This is a genomic window from Pseudomonas sp. IT-P171, assembly GCF_949767765.1.
GTDB classification, from domain to species: domain Bacteria; phylum Pseudomonadota; class Gammaproteobacteria; order Pseudomonadales; family Pseudomonadaceae; genus Aquipseudomonas; species Aquipseudomonas fluorescens_B.
Genome location: NZ_CATKQN010000033.1, coordinates 231,518 through 253,540 on the forward strand (window position 1 = coordinate 231,518; position 22,023 = coordinate 253,540).

Consider the following 22,023-nt stretch of genomic DNA (forward strand, 5'->3'; position numbering starts at 1 on the left):
GCCAGTTGCCGCCCAACCAGCTCGTCCCTGAGGTGGCTGGCGAGGTGGAACCTCTTGGCCGATTTCTGCCTCTGCCCAGGCGCAGCAATCGACCCTTAGCTGACGGTGGCGAAAGGAAGAAAACAACCCAAAGCTGACACTGGTAAGTTACAGAAGTCGGCCAAAAGCTGAAGTAGCCAGCGTGGGGAGCAGACATTCAAGGTCTGGCCTAACCCCTCGCGATGGGGCTTCTTCGTCCGGCGCCCATATCGATCGATACGTTAAGCCGCAGGCTTTAGATGCGCCTAAGTGTCAGCGAAATATCTTCCCTCATTTCCGCAACCCCAAATACTCCAATCGGCAGCGTGACGTCTTAAGCTGAAGCGCCCGCGATCCGTCGCGATGGAGTTTGTGCGACTTCGCACATGACTCGGTTTTCTGATCTGGCTCAAAGTATCTACCGTCCCTGGGCGTAGTGTTTGCAATAACGTTTCGTAGACATGCCGGACATTAGTGCTCACGTCCTTTACGTTTCTCAGTGTGTTTTTGAGATGTTTTTGCCTTTTTCATACTTTAAAGGGTGTCCGATGAAAACTTCATATTTCGTAGCAACGACAATCCTCGCCGCAGGCTTGTCTGCCATGGCACCCGCCAACTCGCAGACACTCGAAAAAGTTGCCGATAAAAACAAAATCACCGTGTCTTACCGGGAGGCATCGGTACCTTTCAGCTACTTGATCAGTCCTACCGAAGCCGTGGGTTTCTCAGTCGATTTAACCGATGCCATCGTTGATGATGTGCGCAGGAAGCTCAACAAGCCGAACTTAGAAGTGGCTTACATTCCTGTATCTTCGCAAACCCGCATTCCGTTGCTGGTCAACGGCACATACGATCTGGAGTGCGGATCCACAACCAACAACGCTGCGCGTGGCAAGGACGTGGCTTTTGCAATTAGCCATTTCTACACCGGCACGCGCCTATTGACCAAGAAGACCTCCGGCATAAAGAACTACGCCGATCTCGCAAAGAAGACTGTCGCCAGCACCGTCGGCAGCACGAACGAGAAGGTCCTCCGCCAATACAGTACCGACCACAATCTAGACGTACAGGTTGTCTTGGGCAAAGACTATGACGACTCCTTGGCGCTGGTTGAAAATGATCGTGCCGTGGCGTTTGCCATGGACGATATTCTGCTTTTTGGCCTCATGGCGAACTCCAAAAATCCCGATTCGCTCGAAGTCGTGGGTGATGCGCTGCAAGTCGAACCCTACGGCTGCATGCTTCGCAAAGATGATCCTGAGTTCAAGCAATTGGTCGATGGCACCATTACCCGTCTCATGGAGTCGGGCGAATTCGTAAGGCTATACACCAAGTGGTTTCAATCACCGATTCCTCCAAAAGGAATGAATCTGAATATGCCGATGAGCGAACAGCTCAAAGCCAATCTCAAGGCACGCAGTGACAAACCAGTGCTTTAAAGCTTGACGAGTACCTGAGCGAATGACACAGAAGTCTGACTTGACTCGATCATTGTGAGCAGCTGCCGGTTCCGAATCGCATCGGGTCGGCACTAACGCTCGTTGAGAGGCGGTTCCAGGCGCAAAGCTAAGATTAGAGTTGGCTCCATTCACTTAATTGAGTACACAGCCGGTGGGTTGCGGAATCTCATACTTTTCAAGAATTCGAAACCAAGCAATATGATTTTCGGACACCTCAATAAGTGGAGCAGTGACGTTCGTTGACTGAGCGATCGCACGGTCATGTCACGGGCCATATCAGTCGTAGCCTGGAACATGCCAACGCTGTTTTTACAGCCTCTGGAATGGGCCAAAATCAGCTTTTTTCAGGCCGTCAGCGCTTTCATCAAACCGGCGGGTGGCTGACCATCGGTGGCCGCATGACAACCGTCGCGAAAAATCGCCTCTCCCTAGACGCAGACTGCCGCGGATCACTTCATACACAGCAGATCAACGTCGCCCAGTCCGAGTGCTCACATCCACCCACACGGCCAACACCAGAATGCTGCCCTTGACGATCATCTGCCAGTAACTGTCGACGTCGAGCATGGACATGCCGTTGTCCAGGCTGGTAATGACCAGTGCGCCGAGGAGGGCGCCGTAAACGGTGCCGGACCCGCCGCGCATGGAGGTGCCGCCGATGAAGCAGGCGGCGATGGCGTCGAGTTCGCCCATGCTTCCGGCCGAGGGTGAACCGGCGGCCAGGCGAGCGGTGTTGACCACGCCGGCGAGGGCGCACATGACGCCCATGATTCCGAAAATCCACAGCTTCACGGCCTGCACATTGATACCGGACAGACGTGTCGCTTCCATGTTGCTGCCCACGGAATATACGCGCCGGCCGAACACGGTCTGGCTGGTCACGTAGCTGAAACCGCCCAGCAGAACCAGCAGAAGCAGGACCGGCACGGGAATGCCGTCATAGCTGTTGAGGGTCTGGACGAATCCGGCTAGCACCGCGCCGATCAACAGCACACGCACGACGTCACGCACCAGTGAATGTGCCGCAAGGCCATGAAGGGCGCGATTGCGTCGTTGTTTCCAAGTCAGGAACAACGTCAGTGCGAACAGCAGAACGCCCAGGCCGGTGCCGATTATGTGGGGCAAATAACCCTGACCGATGTAGACGAGTTCCGGCGATACCGGGGCGATGGTCGTGCCGCCGGTAATCCCCAGCAAAATGCCGCGGAAAGCCAGCATGCCTCCCAGCCCGACGATGAATGACGGAATACGCAGGTAGGCGGCCATGTAGCCGTTGGCGAGGCCGATCAGCAGCCCGCACAGGGCCACAAGGCCCAGGTTCGCCAGCAACGGTACGTGGTAGACCACGTCGAGAATAGCTGCGACGCCTCCGAGCAGGCCCAGCAATGAGCCGACCGACAAATCGATCTCTCCGCTGATGATGACCAGCACCATGCCGCAGGCGAGAATCCCGGTAATGGACATCTGGCGCAGCAGGTTGGAAAGGTTGCGCGGTGTCAGGAATCCGCCCTCGGTCTGCCAACTGAAGTACAGCCAGATAAACGCCACGGCAAACACCAGCGCGAGCATCTTGTAGCGAGTGAAGAGTTGTTTGACCTGGTTCATTTACGCGGATTTCCGATCATTATTGTTATGGCCATCAGGCTGGCTGAGTGCGGCGGCGAGCAGCTGTTCCTGGGTGAGTCCGTGGTTGATGAAGTCACCCCGCAACTGGCCTTCGCCAATCACCAGAACGCGGTCGGAAACGCCGAGCACTTCGGCCAGCTCTGACGACACCATGATGATCGACACGCCTTCGGCCGCCAGCGCCCCCATCAGCTTGTAGATCTCGTACTTGGCGCCGACATCCACACCTCGGGTGGGCTCATCGAGAATCAGCACCCGGGGCTTGGTCAGTAGCATCTTCGCCAATACGGCTTTTTGTTGATTGCCGCCGGACAGACTGATGATTGGCAGGAACGGGCTCGCGGTCTTGAGGTGCAGGCGTGAAATTTCTCGATCGATGCTGCCCAGTTCGGCTTCGGCATCGATGCGGGTCAGTTTCGAGTAGCTGTCCAGCACGGCCAGGGTGATGTTCTGGCCGACGCCCAGGTCTGGAATGATGCCCTGGCGCTTGCGGTCCTCGGGCACCAGGCACAGGCCAGCACGGATTGACTTGAGCGGCGTGCGGGTGTCGATGAGTTGGCCGTCCAGCCAGACTTCGCCTTCCTGGCGACCGGGGTAGGCGCCGAACAGCGCTGTCACCAGTTCGGTGCGGCCTGCGCCGACCAGTCCGGCGATGCCGAGGATTTCCCCGCGTTTGAGGCTGAAGGAAATATCGTCGACTCGTTTGCGCTGGGGGTTGTCGACGTCGTAGCAGGTGATGTGGCGGGCCTCGAAAATCACCTCGCCAATATCGTGTGGTTCGGTGGGGTAGAGGTTGCTCATTTCCCGTCCGACCATCTGGGTGATGATCTGTGGAATATCCATGTCCACCATGGCAGTCGTGGCGATGTGTTTGCCATCGCGGATCACCGAAATGGTGTCGCACACGGCGGCCACTTCATCGAGCTTGTGGGAGATGTAGACACAGGCAACACCCTTGGCCTTGAGGTCGCGGATGATGTCCAGCAGCACCTCGATTTCCGAACGGGTCAGGGCCGATGAAGGCTCGTCAAGGATCAGTAGGCGCGCGTGCTTGTTCAGTGCCTTGGCGATTTCCACCAGTTGCTGATAGCCGCCGCCGTACTGCGAAACCGGCAGCGATACGTTCATGTCCGGCACTTTCAATTCACGCATCAGGGCTTCGGCGCGGTGGATCATCGCCGGGTAATTCATCCGTCCACCGGGCAGCGTTAGTTCATGGCCCATGAAAATGTTCTCGGCCACCGACAGGTCGGGAACCAGGGTCAGTTCCTGGTGAATGATGACGATACCGGCGGCTTCCGTTTCGCTGATCGATTGCGCGTTCAGGGGTTGACCGTCCCAGAGGATTTCACCGTCCCAGGTGCCATGGGGGTAGACCGCGGAAAGGATCTTCATCAGCGTGGATTTGCCTGCGCCGTTCTCGCCGCACAACCCGACGCATTCCCCCGGCTTGACCTTGATGTCGATGCCATTGAGCGCTGTGACACCGCCGAAGGTTTTGACGATACCGTTCATTTGCAGCAGATAGTCGGACATGGCAGAGACTCATAAGCGGCAGGTACGAGGCCGGTCCTGCAGGAGCAAGTTCGCTCCTGCAGGTGGCATTACGGGGCGATGATCACTGCCCGGCAATCTGCGCCTTGGTGTAAAACCCGTCCTGTTCCAGCAAGTCGATGTTGTCCTTGGTCAATGGAGTCGGGGTGAGCAGGATGGTGTCGACTTTTTTGCTGCCATTGTCGTACTGCGAGCTGTAGGCGGGTTTCTCGTTACGCGCCAGTTGCACCGAGAGCTTGGCGGCTTCGGAGGCGATGAGTTTGAGCGGTTTGTACACGGTCATGGTTTGCGTGCCGGAGATCACTCGCTTGACCGCTGCGAGGTCTGCGTCCTGCCCCGAAATCGGCACCTTGCCGGCCAGTTGCTGAGAGGCCAATGCCTGGATGGCGCCACCTGCCGTGGCGTCGTTGGACGCGACGATGCCGTCGATTTTGTTGTTGTTGCGGGTCAAGGCGTTTTCAACAATGCTCAGCGCTTCGGTCGGGTTCCATTCCTTCACCCATTGTTGGCCTACGATCTTGATATCGCCCTTGTCGATGGCCGGTTGCAGCACTTTCATCTGACCTTCGCGCAGGACTTTTGCGTTGTTGTCGGTAGGCGCACCACCGAGCAGGAAGTAATTGCCCTTGGGCGCTGCGTGCAGCACGCCGCTGGCCTGCATCTCGCCGACCTTTTCGTTATCGAAGGAAATGTAGGCGTCGACATCCGCGTTGAGTATCAGGCGGTCATAGGACACGACTTTGATCCCGGCTTTCTTCGCTTCGGCCACTACATTGGTCAGGACCGTGGCGTTGAAGGGCACGATGACGATCACATCGACGCCACGGGAAATGAGATTTTCGATCTGCGAAATTTGCTTTTGCTCGTTGGCATCGGCCGACTGTACAAAGACCTTGGCGTCCATTTTCTCCGCCGCCGCGACGAAGTAATCGCGGTCACGCGACCAGCGTTCCAGCCGCAGATCATCAATGGAGAAACCGATTTTCGGGTGGGCAGCATCGGCCATCACCGGTAGCGACAGCAGCGCCAGGGCGCTGGCCAGTAGCGCGCGTTTCACATTCTTCATAGTGGTGCGTCCTTTTGTTTTTGTTTGAAAGACACTGCCTGACGATGAGTCTCGGGCTGGTAGAACTGTAGAGAATCGGCAGACGCCGCGGACACAGATTTGTCGTGCGAATGTCACAGCGTTAATGCGCCCGCAGACGCCGGGGCGATCAGCGATAGATGAACCGGTTGACGACGTTTTCGAGCATCTCCTGCCTGCCGCTGACGGCCTGCGGATTCAGTTCGTTGGCGAAGGCATGTTCGGCCAATGACTGGAGGTTGAACTCACCCGTCAGCACCGCCTGCCCGAACGGCTGCTGCCAGCCGGCATAGCGTTGATCCTTGAGCAGTTGAAGCTGATCGTTCTGCACCATGGCGGCTGCCCGCTCCAGGGACAGGGCGAGGACATCCATTGCGCCGACGTGACCATGGAACAGATCGATCTCACCGAGGCTCTGGCGGCGAACCTTGGAGTCGAAGTTGTACCCGCCATTCTTAAACCCGCCGGCCTTGAGGATTTCATAGGTGGCCAGGGTCATTTCTTCGACGCTGTTGGGGAACTGATCGGTGTCCCAGCCGTTCTGCGGATCACCGCGGTTGGCGTCGATGCTGCCGAAAATCCCCAGCGAGATGGCGGTCGCAATCTCGTGATGAAAGCTATGACCGGCCAGGGTCGCGTGGTTGGCTTCGATGTTGACCTTGATTTCCTTTTCCAGGCCGAACTGCTGGAGAAAGCCAAACACGGTGGCGCTGTCGTAATCGTATTGGTGCTTGGTCGGCTCCTGCGGCTTGGGTTCGATCAGCAGGTCACCTTTGAAACCGATCTTGTACTTGTGCTCGACCACCATGCGCATGAAGCGGCCCAGTTGTTCGCGTTCACGTTTCAAGTCGGTATTGAGCAGAGTTTCGTAACCTTCGCGACCGCCCCACAACACGTAGTTGGACCCTTTCAGGCGTTGGGTCGCGTTCATGGCGCTGAAGACCTGGGCAGCGGCGAAGGCAAATACTTCGGGGTCCGGGTTGCTGGCGGCGCCGGCGGCAAAACGCGGATTGCTGAAGCAGTTGGCGGTGCCCCAAAGCAGCTTGATCCCGCTTTCCTCCTGATGTCGCTCCAGATGATCAATCATTTGCGCGAAGTGGTTGCGGTAGTCCTTCAGCGAATTGCCTTCCGGGGCGACGTCCGTGTCGTGGAAGCAGTAATAGTCTAAGCCCAGTTTGGAGAAGAACTCGAACGCGGCTTCCGCCTTGCCAATCGCCAGCTCCATCGGGTCGCCGGCGTGTTGCCACGGGCGCTTGAAAGTACCTGCACCGAACACATCGGAGCCCGGCCAGACAAAGGTGTGCCAATAACAGGCGGCCATGCGCAGGTGTTCGCGCATGGGTTTGCCGAGGATGATTTTGTCGGCGTCGTAGTGACGGAAGGCGAGGGCAGAATCGCTGGCAGGGCCTTCGTAGCGAATCTTGTCGATATCGGGGAAGTACAGCATTGGCAATGTCCTTGTTGTTCTTGGCGGTGTCTCGATACTAGCAACGGCGCCATGCCTGCTGATTATGAAAATCACCAACACTGGGTGCGATTTTGCGTATTGAGATTCGTGGTCTGCGCGCCTAGTCTGTGCAAACCGCCTCCGTGAGAAGGGGCCCCGGAACAAGCCTGAAAAAAATGAAAACAGTACCGCCTGTTCACCGCATCGCACTGTTGTTCAACGGTAGCAAGATCTATGACCGGGGCATCATCAGTGGCATCGGCAACTACCTGAGCAGCACCCGCGCGTCCTGGGACCTGTTCCTGGAAGAGGACTTTCTCTGCCGGTTGAAAGGGATCGAGCGCTGGCAGGGTGACGGGATCATTGCCGACTTCGACGATCCGCTGATTGGCGAGGCGCTGGCCGACATCAAGTTGCCGGTGGTGGCGGTGGGTGGCTCTTATCAGGATGAGCGCGCCTACCCGAAAGGAATCCCTTATGTCGCCACCGACAATAACGCATTGATTACCCTGGCTTACGCGCACTTGATCGAGGCGGGGCTGCAGCGTTTTGCCTGCTTCAGCCTGCCTGAAGCGCAGGCCAATCGTTGGGCGCAGGAGCGGGAAAAAGCCTTTCGACGGCTGATGCAACGTGACGGCTTGCATGCCGAGGTCTACCGCGGCATGGGCACCAGTGCACCTCTCTGGGACAGCGCCGTCGAACAACTGATCGCCTGGCTGCAAAGCCTGCCTAAACCCATAGGTATCATCGCCGTCAGTGACGCCCGTGCAAGGCAGTTGCTGCAGGCCTGCCTGACCGCCGGAATCGCGGTACCGGAACAGGTGGCGTTGATCGGCATCGACAACGATCCGCTGACACGCAGCCTGACCCGGGTCCCCTTGAGCTCAGTCATTCAGGGCACCGAAACCATGGGCCGCACTGCCGCGCAACTGCTCCACCAGATGCTGCACGGCATGCCGTCCACCGGCACGCACATCCTGATCCCGCCGGATGCGATCAACGTGCAGGTGTCGAGTTTGCACCAACCGTTGGGCAACCCCTACGTCATGCAAGCGCTGCTGTTTATCCGCCAATATGCCTGCCAGGGCATCAAGACCGCGCAAGTGGCGGCTTATGTCGGGGTCTCGCGCTCATCGCTGGAGTCGCACTTTCGCACTGTGAGGGGCTGCAGCGTGCATGATGAGATTCTGCATTTCAAACTGGCGGCGGCGACGAGCGAGTTGGAAAATACCGAGACAGCGATTGCGGACGTTGCCCGCACGTGCGGATTCAAATCCGCACAGTACCTGCACACGGTGTTTCGTCGCGAGTTTGGCTGTACGCCCCGTGAATACCAGCAGGGCGCTATAGCGGTGCCGGGTGCAATTGGTTGATTGTTGTGGGGTGAGAAGGGTTGGTTTGGCCAGAAGTAGTCATTCGACACTGGAGACGGTCGATTTACCATCACCGTAGTACGGGATCTAACTGGCGCATCAACGCAAACGCTCATTTGTGCTGGCGCCGTCTACCAGGCGTTGAATGCCGAGCGGGTTGGCGTTTTTCAACGCGTCGGGAAGCAAACTGTCCGGGTAGTTCTGGAAGCAGATCGGCCGCAGGAAGCGGTTGATCGACAGCGTTCCCACGGACGAGCCTCGGGCATCCGAGGTGGCGGGGTAGGGGCCGCCATGAACCATCGCATCGCAGACCTCGACACCGGTCGGGTAACCATTGAGCAAAAGGCGACCCGCCTTCAGTTCCAACACTGGAATCAATTCGGCAAACATCTCCAGATCCGCGGGTTCGGCAATCAAGGTCGCGGTCAGTTGTCCCTGCAAACCGTGCAGCGCGTGCTGCAGCTGTTGCCGGTCATTGACCGAAACGACGACTACAACCGGGCCAAACACCTCGTGCTGCAGCAGTTCGTCATGGTTGATCAGCAGTTCGGCGTCCGCTTCGAACAGCTGTGGGTGAGCCTGGATACCTGCTTGAGGATTCCCCGCTCGATGGTGGATCTGCGGGTGATCATGCAGGCGGGTCAGGCCATCGGAGTAATTGCACAGCCCGCCGGCGTTGAGCAGGGTATGTGCAGGCTGAGCGTTGATCTGCCAGGTCAGGTCATCGAGAAACGCATCGAACTCGGGAGAGCGTATTCCGATCACCATTCCAGGTTTTGTGCAGAACTGTCCTGCCCCTTGAACCACAGAGGCGCTGACCTCGGCCGCAATGTTTGCACCACGGGTCTTGAGGGCCTCCGGCAGCACCAGTACCGGATTGACACTCGACATCTCGGCGAACACCGGGATGGGTTCTGGTCTTGCCGCTGCCATGTCACACAGCGCCCGGCCGCCCTTGAGCGATCCGGTGAAGCCTACGGCCTTGATTGCCGGGTGTTGCACCAGCCAGGCACCGACCGTCCCGCCGTAAATCATGTTGAAGACACCGGGCGGCATTCCGGTCTGTTCGGCGGCGCGAATGATTGCCAGAGCGACCCATTCCGCCGTAGCCATGTGCCCGGGGTGTGCCTTGAATACCACCGGGCAACCCGCCGCCAGCGCAGCGGCGGTATCACCGCCCGCCGTAGAGAAGGCCAGGGGAAAATTGCTGGCGCCGAATACGGCGACCGGGCCGATACCGATGTGGTATTGGCGCAGATCGGGACGGGGCAGCGGTTGACGGTCAGGCAAGGCACGATCGATACGTGCACCAAAGAAATCCCCACGTCGCAACACCTTGGCAAACAGTCTCATCTGACCACTGGTACGGGCACGTTCACCCTGAATACGTGCGGCCGGCAGCGCCGTTTCGCGGCAGACCGTCGCGATGAATTCGTCACCCAGGGCGTCGAGTTTATCCGCGATGGCGTCGAGAAACGCCGCGCGTCGAAGGGGCGGCAGGGTGCGGTACAGCGGGTAGGCCGCTGCCGCCGCATGGGCGGCAGCATCCACTTCCTCTCGCGTGGCTTCAGTAAAGTAGCCCGGCAGTTCCTGCCCAGTGGTGGCGTCGAAACTCTGCAGGCGAGAGTGCCCCTTGGCACTGCGTCCGCCGTTGATAAAGTTGTGTCCGGTGTAAGCGTTCATAGGGATTCTCGTGTTGGCTAGCGTGGCTTGATGGCGGCAGAAACCAAGCCACGGCTGTGTAGGTTGTCGAGCAGGGCGCGATAACCCATCTGCCAGGCCGGCGCGCGATCGCTTGTCGTCACGCGGTTGACCAGCGTGCCGAACCTGGCGCTGCTGATGGCGACCAGATCACCCTCTTTATGGGTGAAGCCTCCGCCGGGTATATCGCGGTCTTGCTTGGGGGCAAACAGCGTGCCGAGGAACAGCACAAAGCCGTCCGGGTACTGATGGTTCTCATTGAGTGTCTGGGCGACCAGATCCAGCGGGTCACGACTGATCTGGTTCATGGAGCTGCTGCCATCCATGATGAAACCATCGTCGCCTACGACACGCAGTGCGACTTCTGCCGAGCGCACCTCCTCGATGCTGAAGGTTTCATCGAACAGTCGGATAAACGGCCCAAGCGCGGTTGACGCATTGTTGTCTTTGGCTTTGGAAAGCAACAACGCACTGCGCCCTTCGAAGTCGCGCAGGTTGACGTCATTGCCCAACGTAGCGCCCTGTACCTTGCCACGACTGGAAACGGCCAATACCACTTCGGGCTCTGGATTGTTCCAGCTGGACTTCGGATGGATACCAATGTCCGATCCGTAACCCACCGCTGACAACGGCTGAGCTTTGGTGAATATCTCGGCGTCCGGGCCGATGCCCACTTCGAGGTACTGCGACCACATGCCCTGGCTGATCAGCACTTCCTTGAGCGCGGCGGCCTGGGAAGAGCCCGGCACGATGTCCCCGAGGTCAGTACCGATGCTCGCTACCAGAGTTGCGCGAATGCTATCGGCCTTGGCCGGGTCGCCCTTGGCCTGCTCTTCGACCACCCGTTCAAGCATGCTGGTTGCGAAGGTCACCCCGGCGGCTTTTATCGCTTGCAGGTCAATCGGCGCCAGCAGCCACGGCAGTGTTTCGTCGCGCATCGAGACATCGCTGTTGCGCAGTAACGCGTCGACGCTGATTAGCGCTTGCTCCAATGGCAGGCTGCGCAGGTAAGCAACGGGGTCATCGAGTTCAAGCAGAGCCGAAACGGTCGCCACCCGAACGCTGATGTCATAGACCTCGCGGTCTTTAAGCAGGACGATGGCAGGCCCTGCCGTGGCGCCAGGAATCCACACGCGTCCGATCCAGGTGCCTTGCGTGAGGTCCTGGGCTGGAGTGTTCAAATCCGACAATGTGATGGCAACGTTTGTTTGGGGCATGAAAAGAACCTCGGCAGAAGTGGCGAATCAGTGGGAATGACGTGGGTCGCCGCTGCGTGCGATGACCCGCAGGTGCAAGGTCGCGGGCTCCAGGCAACCACCGGTCGAGAGTTGGCCAACCTGCTGTCGGTAGAGTTCCTGCCATGGCGTTTGCGAGGCTGGAAAGGACGGTTTGAACGCCGCCTGACGGCGTGCCATTTCGCTCTCATCCACCAGTAGATCGACGCGGCGAGCGTTGAGGTCGACGCGAAGGCGATCATTGGTTTCCAGCAAACCGATGCCGCCCCCCACCGCGGCTTCAGGGGACATGTTGAGTATCGACGGGCTGGCCGAGGTCCCGCTCTGGCGTCCATCACCCAGGCAGGGCAGGGAGTCAATGCCTCGTTTGATCAGTGCTGCGGGTGGGGCCATGTTGACCACTTCGGCGCTGCCTGGATAACCCACGGTGCCGCAGCCCCGAATCACCAGAATGCAACGCTCGTCGATGTCCAGAGCCGGGTCATTGATGCGCGCCTGATAGTCCTCGGGGCCATCGAAAACAATGGCTCTGGCTTCGAAACTGTTTTCCGCGCCCGCCTCGGACAGGTAGGTTTTGCGGAATGCTTCGCCCACCACCGACATCTTCATGATGGCGCTGTCGAAGAAATTACCGCTCAGCACGATGAACCCGGCCCGTTGAATCAAGGGATTTTCGTACGCGTGGATCACATCGGTATCGCTGGCGGCCGTATGGCTGACGATCTCGCCAACGGTCTTGCCCGAGACCGTGTCGCAGCCTTCATGCAGTCGCCCGGCTTTCTGCAGTTCGTGCATGACTGCCGGGACGCCGCCCGCGCGGTGGAATCCCTCGCCAAGGTATTTCCCGGCGGGCATGCAATTGACCAGCAGGGGCACGTCTTCGCCAATCCGTTGCCAGTCTTCCAGGCTGAGATCGATGCCGGTGTGCCGCGCGATAGCGATGAGGTGCGGCGGGCAATTGGTCGACGCCCCCAAGGCCGACGCCACGGCAATGGCATTTTCAAAGGCTTCGCGGGTCATGATTTGGCTAGGACGAATATCCTGACGGACCATGTCGACGATGCGCTTGCCAGTCGCATACGCCATCTGGCCGCGTTCACGATAGGCGGCCGGAATGCTCGCACAGCCGGGCAGGGACATACCCAGCGCTTCGGCCAGCGCGTTCATCGACAACGCGGTGCCCATCGTGTTGCAGTGACCGATCGAAGGAGAGGCCGCCGTGGTCATCTCCATGAAGCCTTCATAATCGATCTCTCCACTGGAGAGCAGGTTGCGCGCATGCCACAGCACCGTGCCGGAGCCGATCAATTTGCCTTTGTGGTGCCCATCAAGCATTGGACCGCCCGACAAGACGATCGCCGGGATATCGACCGTCGCGGCCGCCATGAGACAGGCAGGGGTGGTCTTGTCGCAGCCAGTGGTCAGCACCACGCCATCCAGCGGGTACCCATGAAGAATCTCGACCAGGCCCAGGTACGCCAGGTTGCGATCCAGTGCGGCAGTTGGACGCCGGGTTTGTTCGGCCATCGGGTGCACCGGGAACTCCATCGGAATGCCGCCGGCATCGCGAATACCTGCTTTGGTGCGTTGCGCGAGTTCGAGGTGATGACGGTTGCACGGCGCGAGATCGCTACCGGTTTGAGCGATGCCGATGATGGGACGGCCCGATTGCAACTCCTCGCGCGTCATACCGTAATTCATGAAGCGTTCGACGTAGAGCGCGGTCATGTCAGCATGACTGGGATCGTCAAACCATTGTTGACTTCGCAGAGGCAGAGGAGTGTTTTCGGGCATGGTTTTTATCTCTTGTTAGAGGCATATCAGCGGAAAGTGAACCACCGCAGGAGACGACAAACAGGCGAATCATCACCGCCGTCGGCGTTCGAATGGCTTGATGTTACCGGTAACATTTTATTTGTAAAGACCCAATCTCGATGTTCGAATGGGCGCTGGACGCCTTTGCAAGGAGCAGAGGTCGGCCTGCCAACGGCCATGTATAATCAGCGACCATCTGTGTTGGCGGCGTTGATTTCCAGGGCCCGCCCGGTCATTTTCAGAAAAACAGGACGTTCATGAGTTACGAGGATTCAGGCAAACCCACCACGCCGCCGCGAATGGCCGACGTCGCCAAACTGGCCGGTGTTTCGAAAATGACGGTTTCCCGGGTCCTGGCCGGTCGCGACGTCTCAGAGCGCACGCAAAAGCTGGTCCACGAGGCGATTGAAACGCTCGGCTATCTGCCTGATGCCTCTGCAGGAACCCTGGCCACCGGACGTTCGGAATTTATCGTTGCGCTGGTGCCGTCTTTGGCGAGTTCGAACTTTGCCGACACCGTCCGCGGCCTGAATGATGCCGTTAGCGAACATGGGCTCTGTCTGCTGTTGGGTGACACGGATTACCACTTGGAGCAGGAGGCATTGCTGGTACGCACATTGCTACGCCACCGGCCGGTAGGGGTGATGTTGACGGGCAGCGCGCATTTGGACGAAACCCGTAAACTTCTACGCCAAGCACAGGTTCCCGTTGTAGAGACTTGGGATATTCCAACCGATCCTATCGAGCAATCAGTTGGATTTTGTAACGTGTCCGCCGCCGCGGCGTTGTACGAATATCTGTATCAGCAAGGCTATCGGCGAATTGGTTACATCGGTGGCGCGTCGGTTCTCGACCATCGAGGACAGCAACGTCAGCAAGGCTACCTTCAGGCTGTCGCGGCGTTGGGGGCAGGTGAGCCCCGGGTGATGGAATATGGCGAGTCGCCTATCACCATGAGCCATGGCGGAGAGTCCGTGAAGAGACTGCTGGAGAAGTGGCCGGACACAGACGCGGTCATGTGCGTCAGTGACCTGTCAGCGTTCGGCGCGATCATGGAATGCCATCGGCAAGGGCGACGGGTGCCCGGGGACATTGCGATCGCCGGTTTTGGTGATTTCGAAGTCTCACGGTACTGCACGCCGACGATCACCACGGTTTCGGTCGACCCCTACGGAATTGGCCGCCGCGCAGGTGAGTTGCTGGTTGCCAGTGCCGCTGCCCAGCGTCTTGGACTGCCTCGTCCGAAGGCGTCCGATGTCGTCGAATTCAAAATCCTGGCGCGCGAAAGCACCTGAATTTTTTTAACCGGGCGCGCTTGCTTTGCGTCGAATTTAATTGCTAGATTAAAAATGTTACCGGTAACAGACTAACTTGCAGCGTCTTTTTTCCCTGTGGATTGGCCTAGGTCAGCCCAAGGAACTCAAGGTCGCAAGCCAAAAACAAAAACAATCGGCATGACGACATGCCTTGAGGTCAACACATGGAATCAGTATCTCAGCGTCCTCTCGAAGGAGAGGGCTCGGCGGAGCTTACCTCCGAGGATCGTACCTACCGCAAAGTCATCCTGCGCATCCTGCCGATCCTGCTGTTCTGCTACATGGCGGCGTACCTGGATCGGGTGAATATCGGCTTTGCCAAGCTGGACATGCTCAACGATCTGCAATTCAGCAACACGGTCTACGCCCTGGGCGCGAGCATTTTCTTCTGGGGTTATTTCCTCTTCGAAGTCCCTAGCAATCTGTTCCTCCATCGCTTCGGTGCACGCCTCTGGATCGCCCGCATCATGATCAGCTGGAGCATTGTCTCCATGGCGGTAGCCTTTACCGTGCCGCTGGCCAAGTTCTTTCACATTGAATCGGAAACCATGTTCTACGTGCTGCGCTTCCTGCTGGGAATCTGCGAAGCCGGTTTCTTCCCAGGGGTGATTCTTTACCTCAACTACTGGTTTCCGACGCATCGCCAAAGCCGTGTAATGGCGGGCTTTCTGATGGCCATGCCGATCAGCCTGACATTGGGCGGGATTCTTTCCGGGTGGTTGATGGGCGCGATGCAGGGTGTCCATGGCATGGCCGGCTGGCAGTGGATGCTGATCATCGAAGGCATCCCGTCGTTGATCATGGCCGTTGTCGTGGTGACGTTGCTGGTCGATAAAATCGACAATGCCAAGTGGTTGAGCACGGCAGAAAAGAACATGCTCAAAAACAACCTCGACCGAGACAATACGGCGAAGGCTTCCAGCCTTCGGGATGTGATCTTCAACGGTCGCGTGTGGTTACTGGTGTTGATTCTGCTGACGTTCAACACCGGTTTTTACGGACTGGCGTTCTGGATGCCGACGATCATCAAGTCCACCGGTATTTCCAACACCCTGCACATCGGTTTGCTGACCGCGATTCCCTACGCCACCGCCATCGTCGCCATGACCCTCAACGCCTGGCACTCCAATAAAACCGGTGAGCGCCGATTGCACGCGGCCATCCCGGCATTCATTGGCGGGATGGGCCTGATTGGCAGCGCCTTCTTCGCCCATAACCTGCCGGTGTCGATTTTCTTCCTCAGCATCTCCGCATCAGGGTTGCTGAGCCTGATGCCAATTTTCTGGACATTGCCCGGCACGGTTTTATCGGGTGTGGCTGCAGCAGCGGGTATCGGCATGATCAACGCAATCGGCAACCTCTCCGGGTTCACCGGTTCCATGATTACAGCCATGGCCGAGACACTGACCGGCGACATGAACAACGGCACCTATGTCCTGGGTGGTTGCCTGCTCGTCAGCTGTGTGTTGATCCTGCTGATTCCAAAATCGATGCTATCCAGAGACATCAATGCCTGATTGACCGTCGATTCGCCCGACCCTGTTCCGTGAGCAGGGTCGACGGCGGAGCTGTGCAGCGAGAGGCGTTTTGATTCAGTCCGCTCGTGAGAAGCAGTTCTGGCTCTGAATCCGTTCAGGAACGCCCAGCAAGGCAGTTGTCCACCCGAAAACGGTGTCCTCCAATGACACCGTTTTCATGTCTATCGACGAATCGACCAAACTTTAAATCAAGTCTTCAGGCTGCATCGTCAAGATAATTTTCCCAACGTTCTCGGATGACTCCATCCGGCGATGGGCATCGGCAGCCTGTGACAGCGGGAAAGTGCTATCAACGACCGGCTCCAGGCTTCCAGCGCCATCGAAGCGATCAAGCCAATGCTCGCGAAAGCGATTGATCATGGCGTGTTTCTCTGGCTGCGTGCGGGACTTCATGACCGTACCGATGATTTGCAAGTGACGGTAGAGGATGTGCTCCAGCTCCACAGTCACTTTGCCGCCACCGCCAAGGATACCGACCTGGATCATGCGGCCACCGTGAGCAAGAGACGCGACGTTGCGTGCGAAGTAGGGCTCGCCAACAAAGTCGATAACGACATCGACGCCTCGACCATCGGTTTTATCGGCAATGACTTCGGCGAAATCCTGTTTCTTGTAGTCAATGGCGATATCGGCCCCCAAGTGCTCCACACGCGATAACTTGCTGCCTTCGGTTGTCGCATACACCGTGGCGCCTGTGGCGTATGCCAATTGCACTGCGGCAGACCCTACGCCTCCAGCGGCAGCGTGAATCAATACTGAGTCGCCGGATTTCAGCCGGGCCAGGTGCATCATCGCTTCATGGGCGGTGACGAAGACCTCGGGAATTGCCGCCGCGTGCACATAGTCGAGCTGCGCAGGGATGTGCATGGCCATGCGGTAGTCGATGCGTGCCAGTTCGGCATAGGCGCCGCCTCCGACGACGCCCATCACTCGATCTCCCACCTCGAACCCCGTAACCGCGCTACCTTTGTCAATCACCTCACCAGCGATTTCCAACCCGATAATCAGCGAGTCGCCGAAATTCGGATGACCATATCCGCCGGTTCGATGAGTCAGATCCGCACGGTTCACGCCCGCAGCATAGACACGCACTAGCAGGTCGGTAGGGCGTACTTCAGGATTGGGAGCATCTGCGAGTTCCAGGACGTCCGCCGCGCCGAATTCTCTGATGTTGATGGCTTTCATCTTAGCTTTGCTCCGATTCGGTAAACGTTGCATTGGCAATAGCAGACGCGGTGATGGCGCCAGGGAAGCCCACGTAAAACGCCAGGTGGGTAATCGCCGCCGCAATTTCGTCATGAGTCACCCCATTGCTGACCGCCCGCCGTAGGTGTGCAGGCAACTCTTCTGAGTGACCACCGGCAATCAATGCGGCCACGGTGATCAGACTGCGGTCACGGGGGGACAACGCGGGATCGCTCCAGATCTGCGGGTAGAGCGTTGAGTCGACGAATTGCGACAGTTTCGGTGTAAACGCTCGGGCCGCTTCGCGAGGACTGCTGAAATTGATATTGGACATGGGACAGTTTCCTTAAACTTGGCTGATAAATTTGTTGGTGAGATAGTGCTCAATGCCCTCAATGCCGCCTTCCGAGCCGTGACCGCTTTCTTTCATTCCACCGAAAGGCAGCTCGGTGGCGACGATGCGGTATTGGTTGATCCCGATCATCCCGGCCTCCAAGCCGTCAGCGACGTCAATTGCAGTTCGAGCGCTGGAGGTGAACGCGTAGGCTGAAAGTCCGTAGGGCAAGCGGTTGGCTTCTTTCAGGCCATCAGTCAGGTCATCGAAAGGCATCAACACGGCGATGGGCCCGAACGGTTCTTCGTGCATGACGCGGGCGTTCATGGGGACATTTGCCAGAACCGTGGGTTGGAAGAAAAAACCTTCACCTGGTAAGGCCTCGCCACCGACCAATACTCGTGCACCTTTCTCCACGGCATCGGCTATCAGCTCTTCCATCTTTGCCAGCTGCCTTGGGTTGGCGAGCGGTCCGACCTGCGTCTGCGGATGCAGGCCATTACCGATTCTCAGGGCTTTGGTTGCAGCGACAAAATGATCGACAAACCTTTCATATGCGCCACGCTGGATCAGAAAACGGGTGGAGGAGATACAGACCTGGCCAGTCCCTCGAAACCGGTTCGCGACACCCTCAACAGCGGCCTTTTCAATGTCTGCGTCTTCAAAGACCAGCACGGGTCCGTGGCCACCCAGTTCAAGGGTGATTGGCTTGACGCCCTCGGCTGCTCGGGCTGACAGGAGTCTGCCGATGGGCACTGAGCCGGTAAATGTCACCTTACGAATGATCGGTGAGGCGATCAGGTGACTGGACACTTGATCCGGGACGCCAAAGACCACTTGCAGTACACCTTTAGGCAATCCTGCATCGTCGAGGGCGCGAGCCAGGGCCAGCGCCGTGGAGGGGCTTTCTTCGCCTGGCTTGAGAATGACGCTGCAACCGGCGGCCAAAGCTGCCGAGAGTTTGCGAGCGGGAGTAATGGCCGGGAAATTCCACGGTGTGAATGCCGCCACAGGTCCGATGGCCTGGCGTTTTACCAGTTGCAGTACGCCTGGACGGTTGGCCGGTACAACACGGCCGTCAATACGACGGGCGCTTTCGGCGAACCACTCAAAGTACTCAGATGCACGGGTAACCTCATCCATGCTTTCACCCAGCGGCTTGCCTTCTTCCAGTGTCATCTGCGCTGCAATGTGAGGCGCTCGTTCCAGGATCAGATCGGCGGCCCGTTTCAGGATTTTTGCGCGTTTGTCAGGTACGGTCTGGCGCCATTCTTCGAAGCTCAGTCGAGCCACTTCAAGGGCGTGATCAAGGTCGACTGCGGTGGCGAGGGGGACGCGTCCGATTTCACGTCCGGTTGCCGGGTTAACGACAGAGGCTGAATCGCGCCCTTCGGCACTGATCCATTCACCACCGATAAAAAGATAAAGCGGATCGTATGAACTGTTCATGATTTGGCCTTCAGTTGGTTGTCAGGGATTCGTATGAAGATCGGCGCCTGAGTGGCTGTGCCGCAGGGCCTGTTCAGGCGGCCTGTGCAACCAAGTCTATGGAAGGTGAGCCATTTGATTTAGTCGGCCAAAAGGGAATCATTGTTGTACCCAGAAGTAATATCGAGCACAGGGAGGAGCGTGTAGCATCTGGGGCAATCGCTCGTTATCACGGGTAATTGTCAGATCTACAGGAAGGTCGGGATGGATAAACTTTCGAACATGTCGGTGTACGTAAAGGTTGTCGAGATGGGCAGTTTCACTGCCGTGGCAAACCATCTGGACTCCACAGTAGGTAACGTATCGCGTGCTGTGTCCGCACTTGAAAACGTACTCGACGCCCGTCTGTTGCAACGCTCGACTCGGCGTCTCTCGGTGACCGATGCGGGCCGGCGGTTTTATGAGCGGTGCACGAAAATTTTGGCAGACCTTGAGAGTGCGGAAGCCGAAGCGAGCAATGCAGCCTTGAATCCCAGGGGAACTCTACGTGTGCATTGCGTACCCGGACTGGCGAGGCAACTGGTCACCGGCGCCGTGCTGGAGTACCGCAAGGAATTTCCGGATGTGACCGTGGATTTAATGCTGTCCCAACGAATGCCCAACCTGCTGGAAGACCAACTGGATGTCTCGATCCTGATTGCCCGAACGCTGCCGGATTCCGCGTATGTCAGTCAGAAGATTGGAATCAGCCATTGTGTCTTGGTAGCGTCTCCAGACTATCTGAAGAGGCATGCGGCCCCGCTGACCCCAGAGGATCTCAGCGATCACCAATGCCTGCTGCTGGGCACTGTGGACTATGTGAGGGATGAGTGGCAGTTGAAGAGCAAGGCGGGTGACGCGAAATTTGCGCCCACGGGGCCAAGTTTCAGCGTGAATGATATGGACGCGATGGCGGTTGCCATAAGGGAGGGCGCTGGGATCGGCTTGCTGGCAGGATTCACGGCCATCGACGACTTGCGCTCAGGGAAGCTGGTGCGGGTCTTGCCTGACTATCACACGTACGAGCGCAACGTTTATGCCGTCTATACCTCTCGACAGTTTGTCGACGCAAAGATAACTCGCTTTATTGATGTGTTAAAACATCAGGTTGGCAGTGAGCTGGCAACCACTGCTAAAGAACTCATCGATTGAAAAGTGACTAGTAATAAAGGTACTTGCGCCTCGGTCAGGAAACGCTCTGAGGCGCAATTATTGTAAGAACCGGTTGATCAACCGTTGCTGCAACCGCTGCGGCTATCCGAAAAGGCCGCTGAGGTTATTGGCAAAAAACTGGATGAGGTCATTGATCGCTTGGCGGAGCAGGCCTTTATAAAAAGTGGAGGCATTGTTGATAGCAAAGGCAATGCGCTGATCGATCTGAAATCCCTCAGCAATGATCAGAAACGAGTCATCGGAGAAGTGTTCGGTGAATCGACCGTGCGACAAATAGTGCCTGAGGGCGAAAAACTGGCGAGAATGCAAGGGGTGGGCGAGACCGGTATTGACGACTTGTTCCGGGTCAATCGTCCGGATGTAGATTATGTGGTTATCGAGTATAAATTTGTTGGTGACCCCAAAAAGGGCGGCAATGCGGGTCTGATAAATACGAATGATGGTAAACAGGGAAGTGAAAGCTGGTCACTGGGAAGCGGTCTGTTGGAAAAAGCTGTGGGAATTGACTCAGCTCGTGATATAGCCGCAGCCATCAAGACAGGCCGTACTGAGACATGGGTTGTGACCACTGGAGCAAATGGGTCGACTGAAATCCAGGTGCTGGATTCTCTGGGCAAGCTAAAGCCCGTCGATACGTCAAAAATATTGGCTTCAAAAACAAATCTTTCAGGAGCACAGCCATGATCCGGGACTCAGTCGCGGGCGGAAGCTACTGGCGTGAGCAAGTGGCTAAAGATTTTGCATGGATAGGCAAAGCGGAAAAACTTTTATCTGAGCCATCACATAATCCAGTATACGACCCTCAATTCTCATTTGATCTTTCAAGGGATATTTTGCGTCTTATTCTCCGGCGCTATTCCCAAGGCGATTCTGTTCTCGATATTGATCAGTTGTTCCCCCGACTTCTCGATACTTGGGAGTTGTCGAATGACCTAGCAGATAGGGTGTGTGCCGAACACAATCTCAAAACCTGCCGCGATTGGGTATTCGATCTATCGGACCTCAACCACTACATCTGGTGCTTCTGGCTAGTGGGGCTGGCGCTCGTCCTCCACATTCCTGACGATCAATGGAACCGACTGCTTGCCCTCATTGGTCAGGAGGGGCAGGACATCTTGCTGGACCGAGTGATCGCCAGGCGTCAGCACTCCCGTGCTGTTGGAGCAGTTGTCCTGCATCCAAAGCCCTACACCCGACTGCTTGAAACCATTGATGCACCCAAAGAGCAACAAGCAAAGCTTCTGCGAGCGTTCGTAGACGCTTGGTATCCAGAACTCAATCGCCGTGGCAAGCAGCCCTGGTGGTATCACTACGGTGACCCAGAAAAGCATCCTCTTGAGATGGGCAGCTATTTCGGACGTTGGTGCATTGAGGCTGTTGCTGCGGTGGAGGTTTTCAAGCTGGATGACAGTCAGTGTTTGGGTCATCCACATTATCCCGGCGATTTGCTGCGCCCAAATGGTCCGAGCACGCACAGGGTGCCCACGGAAAGTAAAAAAAAGCGGAGTTGGCTGGGCTTCTTTAGAATCGGTCGAGAAAAATAACTGGTAAATGAGAAACCATCATCTTCAGTTGAATGGTACAGCGCCGATAACACAGGGCACAAACAATACAAACTGTGATACTAGCAGGGCAGCAAACGCCTTCTGCCTGTCACGGATGACTTTCTCAGGGAGTTAAGCTTCTTGTTAAGACAT

Annotated in this window: 17 protein-coding genes; 7 read left to right on the plus strand and 10 right to left on the minus strand. The window is 57.4% G+C overall.

The window, feature by feature from the left end; translation table 11 throughout:
• Positions 1–566 precede the first annotated feature (566 nt).
• Positions 567–1,457, plus strand: coding sequence for a transporter substrate-binding domain-containing protein (locus ACM6I5_RS18485; protein WP_414884365.1), 891 nt, complete (start codon positions 567–569; stop codon positions 1,455–1,457).
• A 489-nt stretch (positions 1,458–1,946) separates the two neighbouring features.
• On the opposite strand, the gene ACM6I5_RS18490 is transcribed toward ACM6I5_RS18485, so the two are convergent.
• The 4 genes from ACM6I5_RS18490 to xylA all read right to left on the minus strand — a co-directional run bounded on the left by ACM6I5_RS18490 (position 1,947) and on the right by xylA (position 7,189).
• Entirely contained in the window at positions 1,947–3,083 is a 1,137-nt protein-coding gene (locus ACM6I5_RS18490) for a sugar ABC transporter permease (protein ID WP_017338358.1), read from the minus strand.
• Positions 3,084–4,640, minus strand: a complete 1,557-nt coding sequence (gene xylG, locus ACM6I5_RS18495; protein WP_414884366.1) for a D-xylose ABC transporter ATP-binding protein — start codon at positions 4,638–4,640, stop codon at positions 3,084–3,086.
• An 82-nt stretch (positions 4,641–4,722) separates the two neighbouring features.
• The gene (gene xylF, locus ACM6I5_RS18500) at positions 4,723–5,724 is read right to left on the minus strand and encodes a D-xylose ABC transporter substrate-binding protein (RefSeq protein WP_017338360.1); all 1,002 of its coding nucleotides are present in this window, start codon (positions 5,722–5,724) and stop codon (positions 4,723–4,725) included.
• A gap of 148 nt (positions 5,725–5,872) precedes the next feature.
• Positions 5,873–7,189, minus strand: coding sequence for a xylose isomerase (xylA, locus tag ACM6I5_RS18505; RefSeq protein WP_414884367.1), 1,317 nt, complete (start codon positions 7,187–7,189; stop codon positions 5,873–5,875).
• Positions 7,190–7,365: 176 nt separating this feature from the next.
• Between xylA and ACM6I5_RS18510 the strand changes: the two genes are divergently transcribed.
• Positions 7,366–8,562, plus strand: a complete 1,197-nt coding sequence (locus ACM6I5_RS18510; protein ID WP_414884368.1) for a XylR family transcriptional regulator — start codon at positions 7,366–7,368, stop codon at positions 8,560–8,562.
• A 99-nt stretch (positions 8,563–8,661) separates the two neighbouring features.
• Here ACM6I5_RS18510 and ACM6I5_RS18515 read toward each other — a convergent pair whose 3' ends face one another.
• Genes ACM6I5_RS18515 through ACM6I5_RS18525 form a run of 3 tightly spaced genes read right to left on the minus strand, consistent with a single transcriptional unit; the run spans position 8,662 to position 13,292 of the window.
• Positions 8,662–10,245 carry an aldehyde dehydrogenase (NADP(+)) gene (locus ACM6I5_RS18515; RefSeq protein WP_414884369.1) on the minus strand — a complete coding sequence of 528 codons (1,584 nt, stop codon included), beginning with the start codon at positions 10,243–10,245 and terminating at the stop codon, positions 8,662–8,664.
• A gap of 17 nt (positions 10,246–10,262) precedes the next feature.
• Positions 10,263–11,480: a fumarylacetoacetate hydrolase family protein gene (locus ACM6I5_RS18520; RefSeq protein WP_017338364.1), complete on the minus strand. Its 1,218-nt coding sequence runs from the start codon at positions 11,478–11,480 to the stop codon at positions 10,263–10,265.
• Between the two features lie 27 nt (positions 11,481–11,507).
• Positions 11,508–13,292: an IlvD/Edd family dehydratase gene (locus ACM6I5_RS18525; protein ID WP_414884370.1), complete on the minus strand. Its 1,785-nt coding sequence runs from the start codon at positions 13,290–13,292 to the stop codon at positions 11,508–11,510.
• A 278-nt stretch (positions 13,293–13,570) separates the two neighbouring features.
• Between ACM6I5_RS18525 and ACM6I5_RS18530 the strand changes: the two genes are divergently transcribed.
• A complete protein-coding gene (locus ACM6I5_RS18530) occupies positions 13,571–14,608 on the plus strand; it encodes a LacI family DNA-binding transcriptional regulator (protein ID WP_414879643.1) in 1,038 nt (345 codons plus the stop codon).
• A gap of 185 nt (positions 14,609–14,793) precedes the next feature.
• Positions 14,794–16,146, plus strand: a complete 1,353-nt coding sequence (locus ACM6I5_RS18535; RefSeq protein ID WP_414884371.1) for an MFS transporter — start codon at positions 14,794–14,796, stop codon at positions 16,144–16,146.
• A 204-nt stretch (positions 16,147–16,350) separates the two neighbouring features.
• Here ACM6I5_RS18535 and ACM6I5_RS18540 read toward each other — a convergent pair whose 3' ends face one another.
• The 3 genes from ACM6I5_RS18540 to ACM6I5_RS18550 are packed head-to-tail and all read right to left on the minus strand — an operon-like array spanning position 16,351 to position 19,135.
• Positions 16,351–17,352 (minus strand): NAD(P)H-quinone oxidoreductase, encoded by a 1,002-nt coding sequence (locus ACM6I5_RS18540; protein ID WP_414884372.1) that lies wholly within the window; start codon positions 17,350–17,352, stop codon positions 16,351–16,353.
• A 1-nt stretch (position 17,353) separates the two neighbouring features.
• Entirely contained in the window at positions 17,354–17,686 is a 333-nt protein-coding gene (locus ACM6I5_RS18545; RefSeq protein WP_017338369.1) for a carboxymuconolactone decarboxylase family protein, read from the minus strand.
• Positions 17,687–17,698: 12 nt separating this feature from the next.
• Positions 17,699–19,135 (minus strand): NAD-dependent succinate-semialdehyde dehydrogenase, encoded by a 1,437-nt coding sequence (locus tag ACM6I5_RS18550; RefSeq protein ID WP_414884373.1) that lies wholly within the window; start codon positions 19,133–19,135, stop codon positions 17,699–17,701.
• A gap of 243 nt (positions 19,136–19,378) precedes the next feature.
• Between ACM6I5_RS18550 and ACM6I5_RS18555 the strand changes: the two genes are divergently transcribed.
• The 3 genes from ACM6I5_RS18555 (at position 19,379) to ACM6I5_RS18565 (ending at position 21,870) form a co-directional block, all read left to right on the plus strand.
• On the plus strand, positions 19,379–20,305 hold the full coding sequence (locus ACM6I5_RS18555; RefSeq protein ID WP_017338371.1) for a LysR family transcriptional regulator: 927 nt from the start codon (positions 19,379–19,381) through the stop codon (positions 20,303–20,305).
• 84 nt (positions 20,306–20,389) lie between these two features.
• The gene (locus ACM6I5_RS18560) at positions 20,390–21,010 is read left to right on the plus strand and encodes a hypothetical protein (RefSeq protein WP_414884374.1); all 621 of its coding nucleotides are present in this window, start codon (positions 20,390–20,392) and stop codon (positions 21,008–21,010) included.
• Positions 21,007–21,870 (plus strand): PoNe immunity protein domain-containing protein, encoded by an 864-nt coding sequence (locus tag ACM6I5_RS18565; protein ID WP_414884375.1) that lies wholly within the window; start codon positions 21,007–21,009, stop codon positions 21,868–21,870. Before ACM6I5_RS18560 ends, ACM6I5_RS18565 begins: the two co-directional genes overlap by 4 nt.
• Positions 21,871–22,023 lie beyond the last annotated feature (153 nt).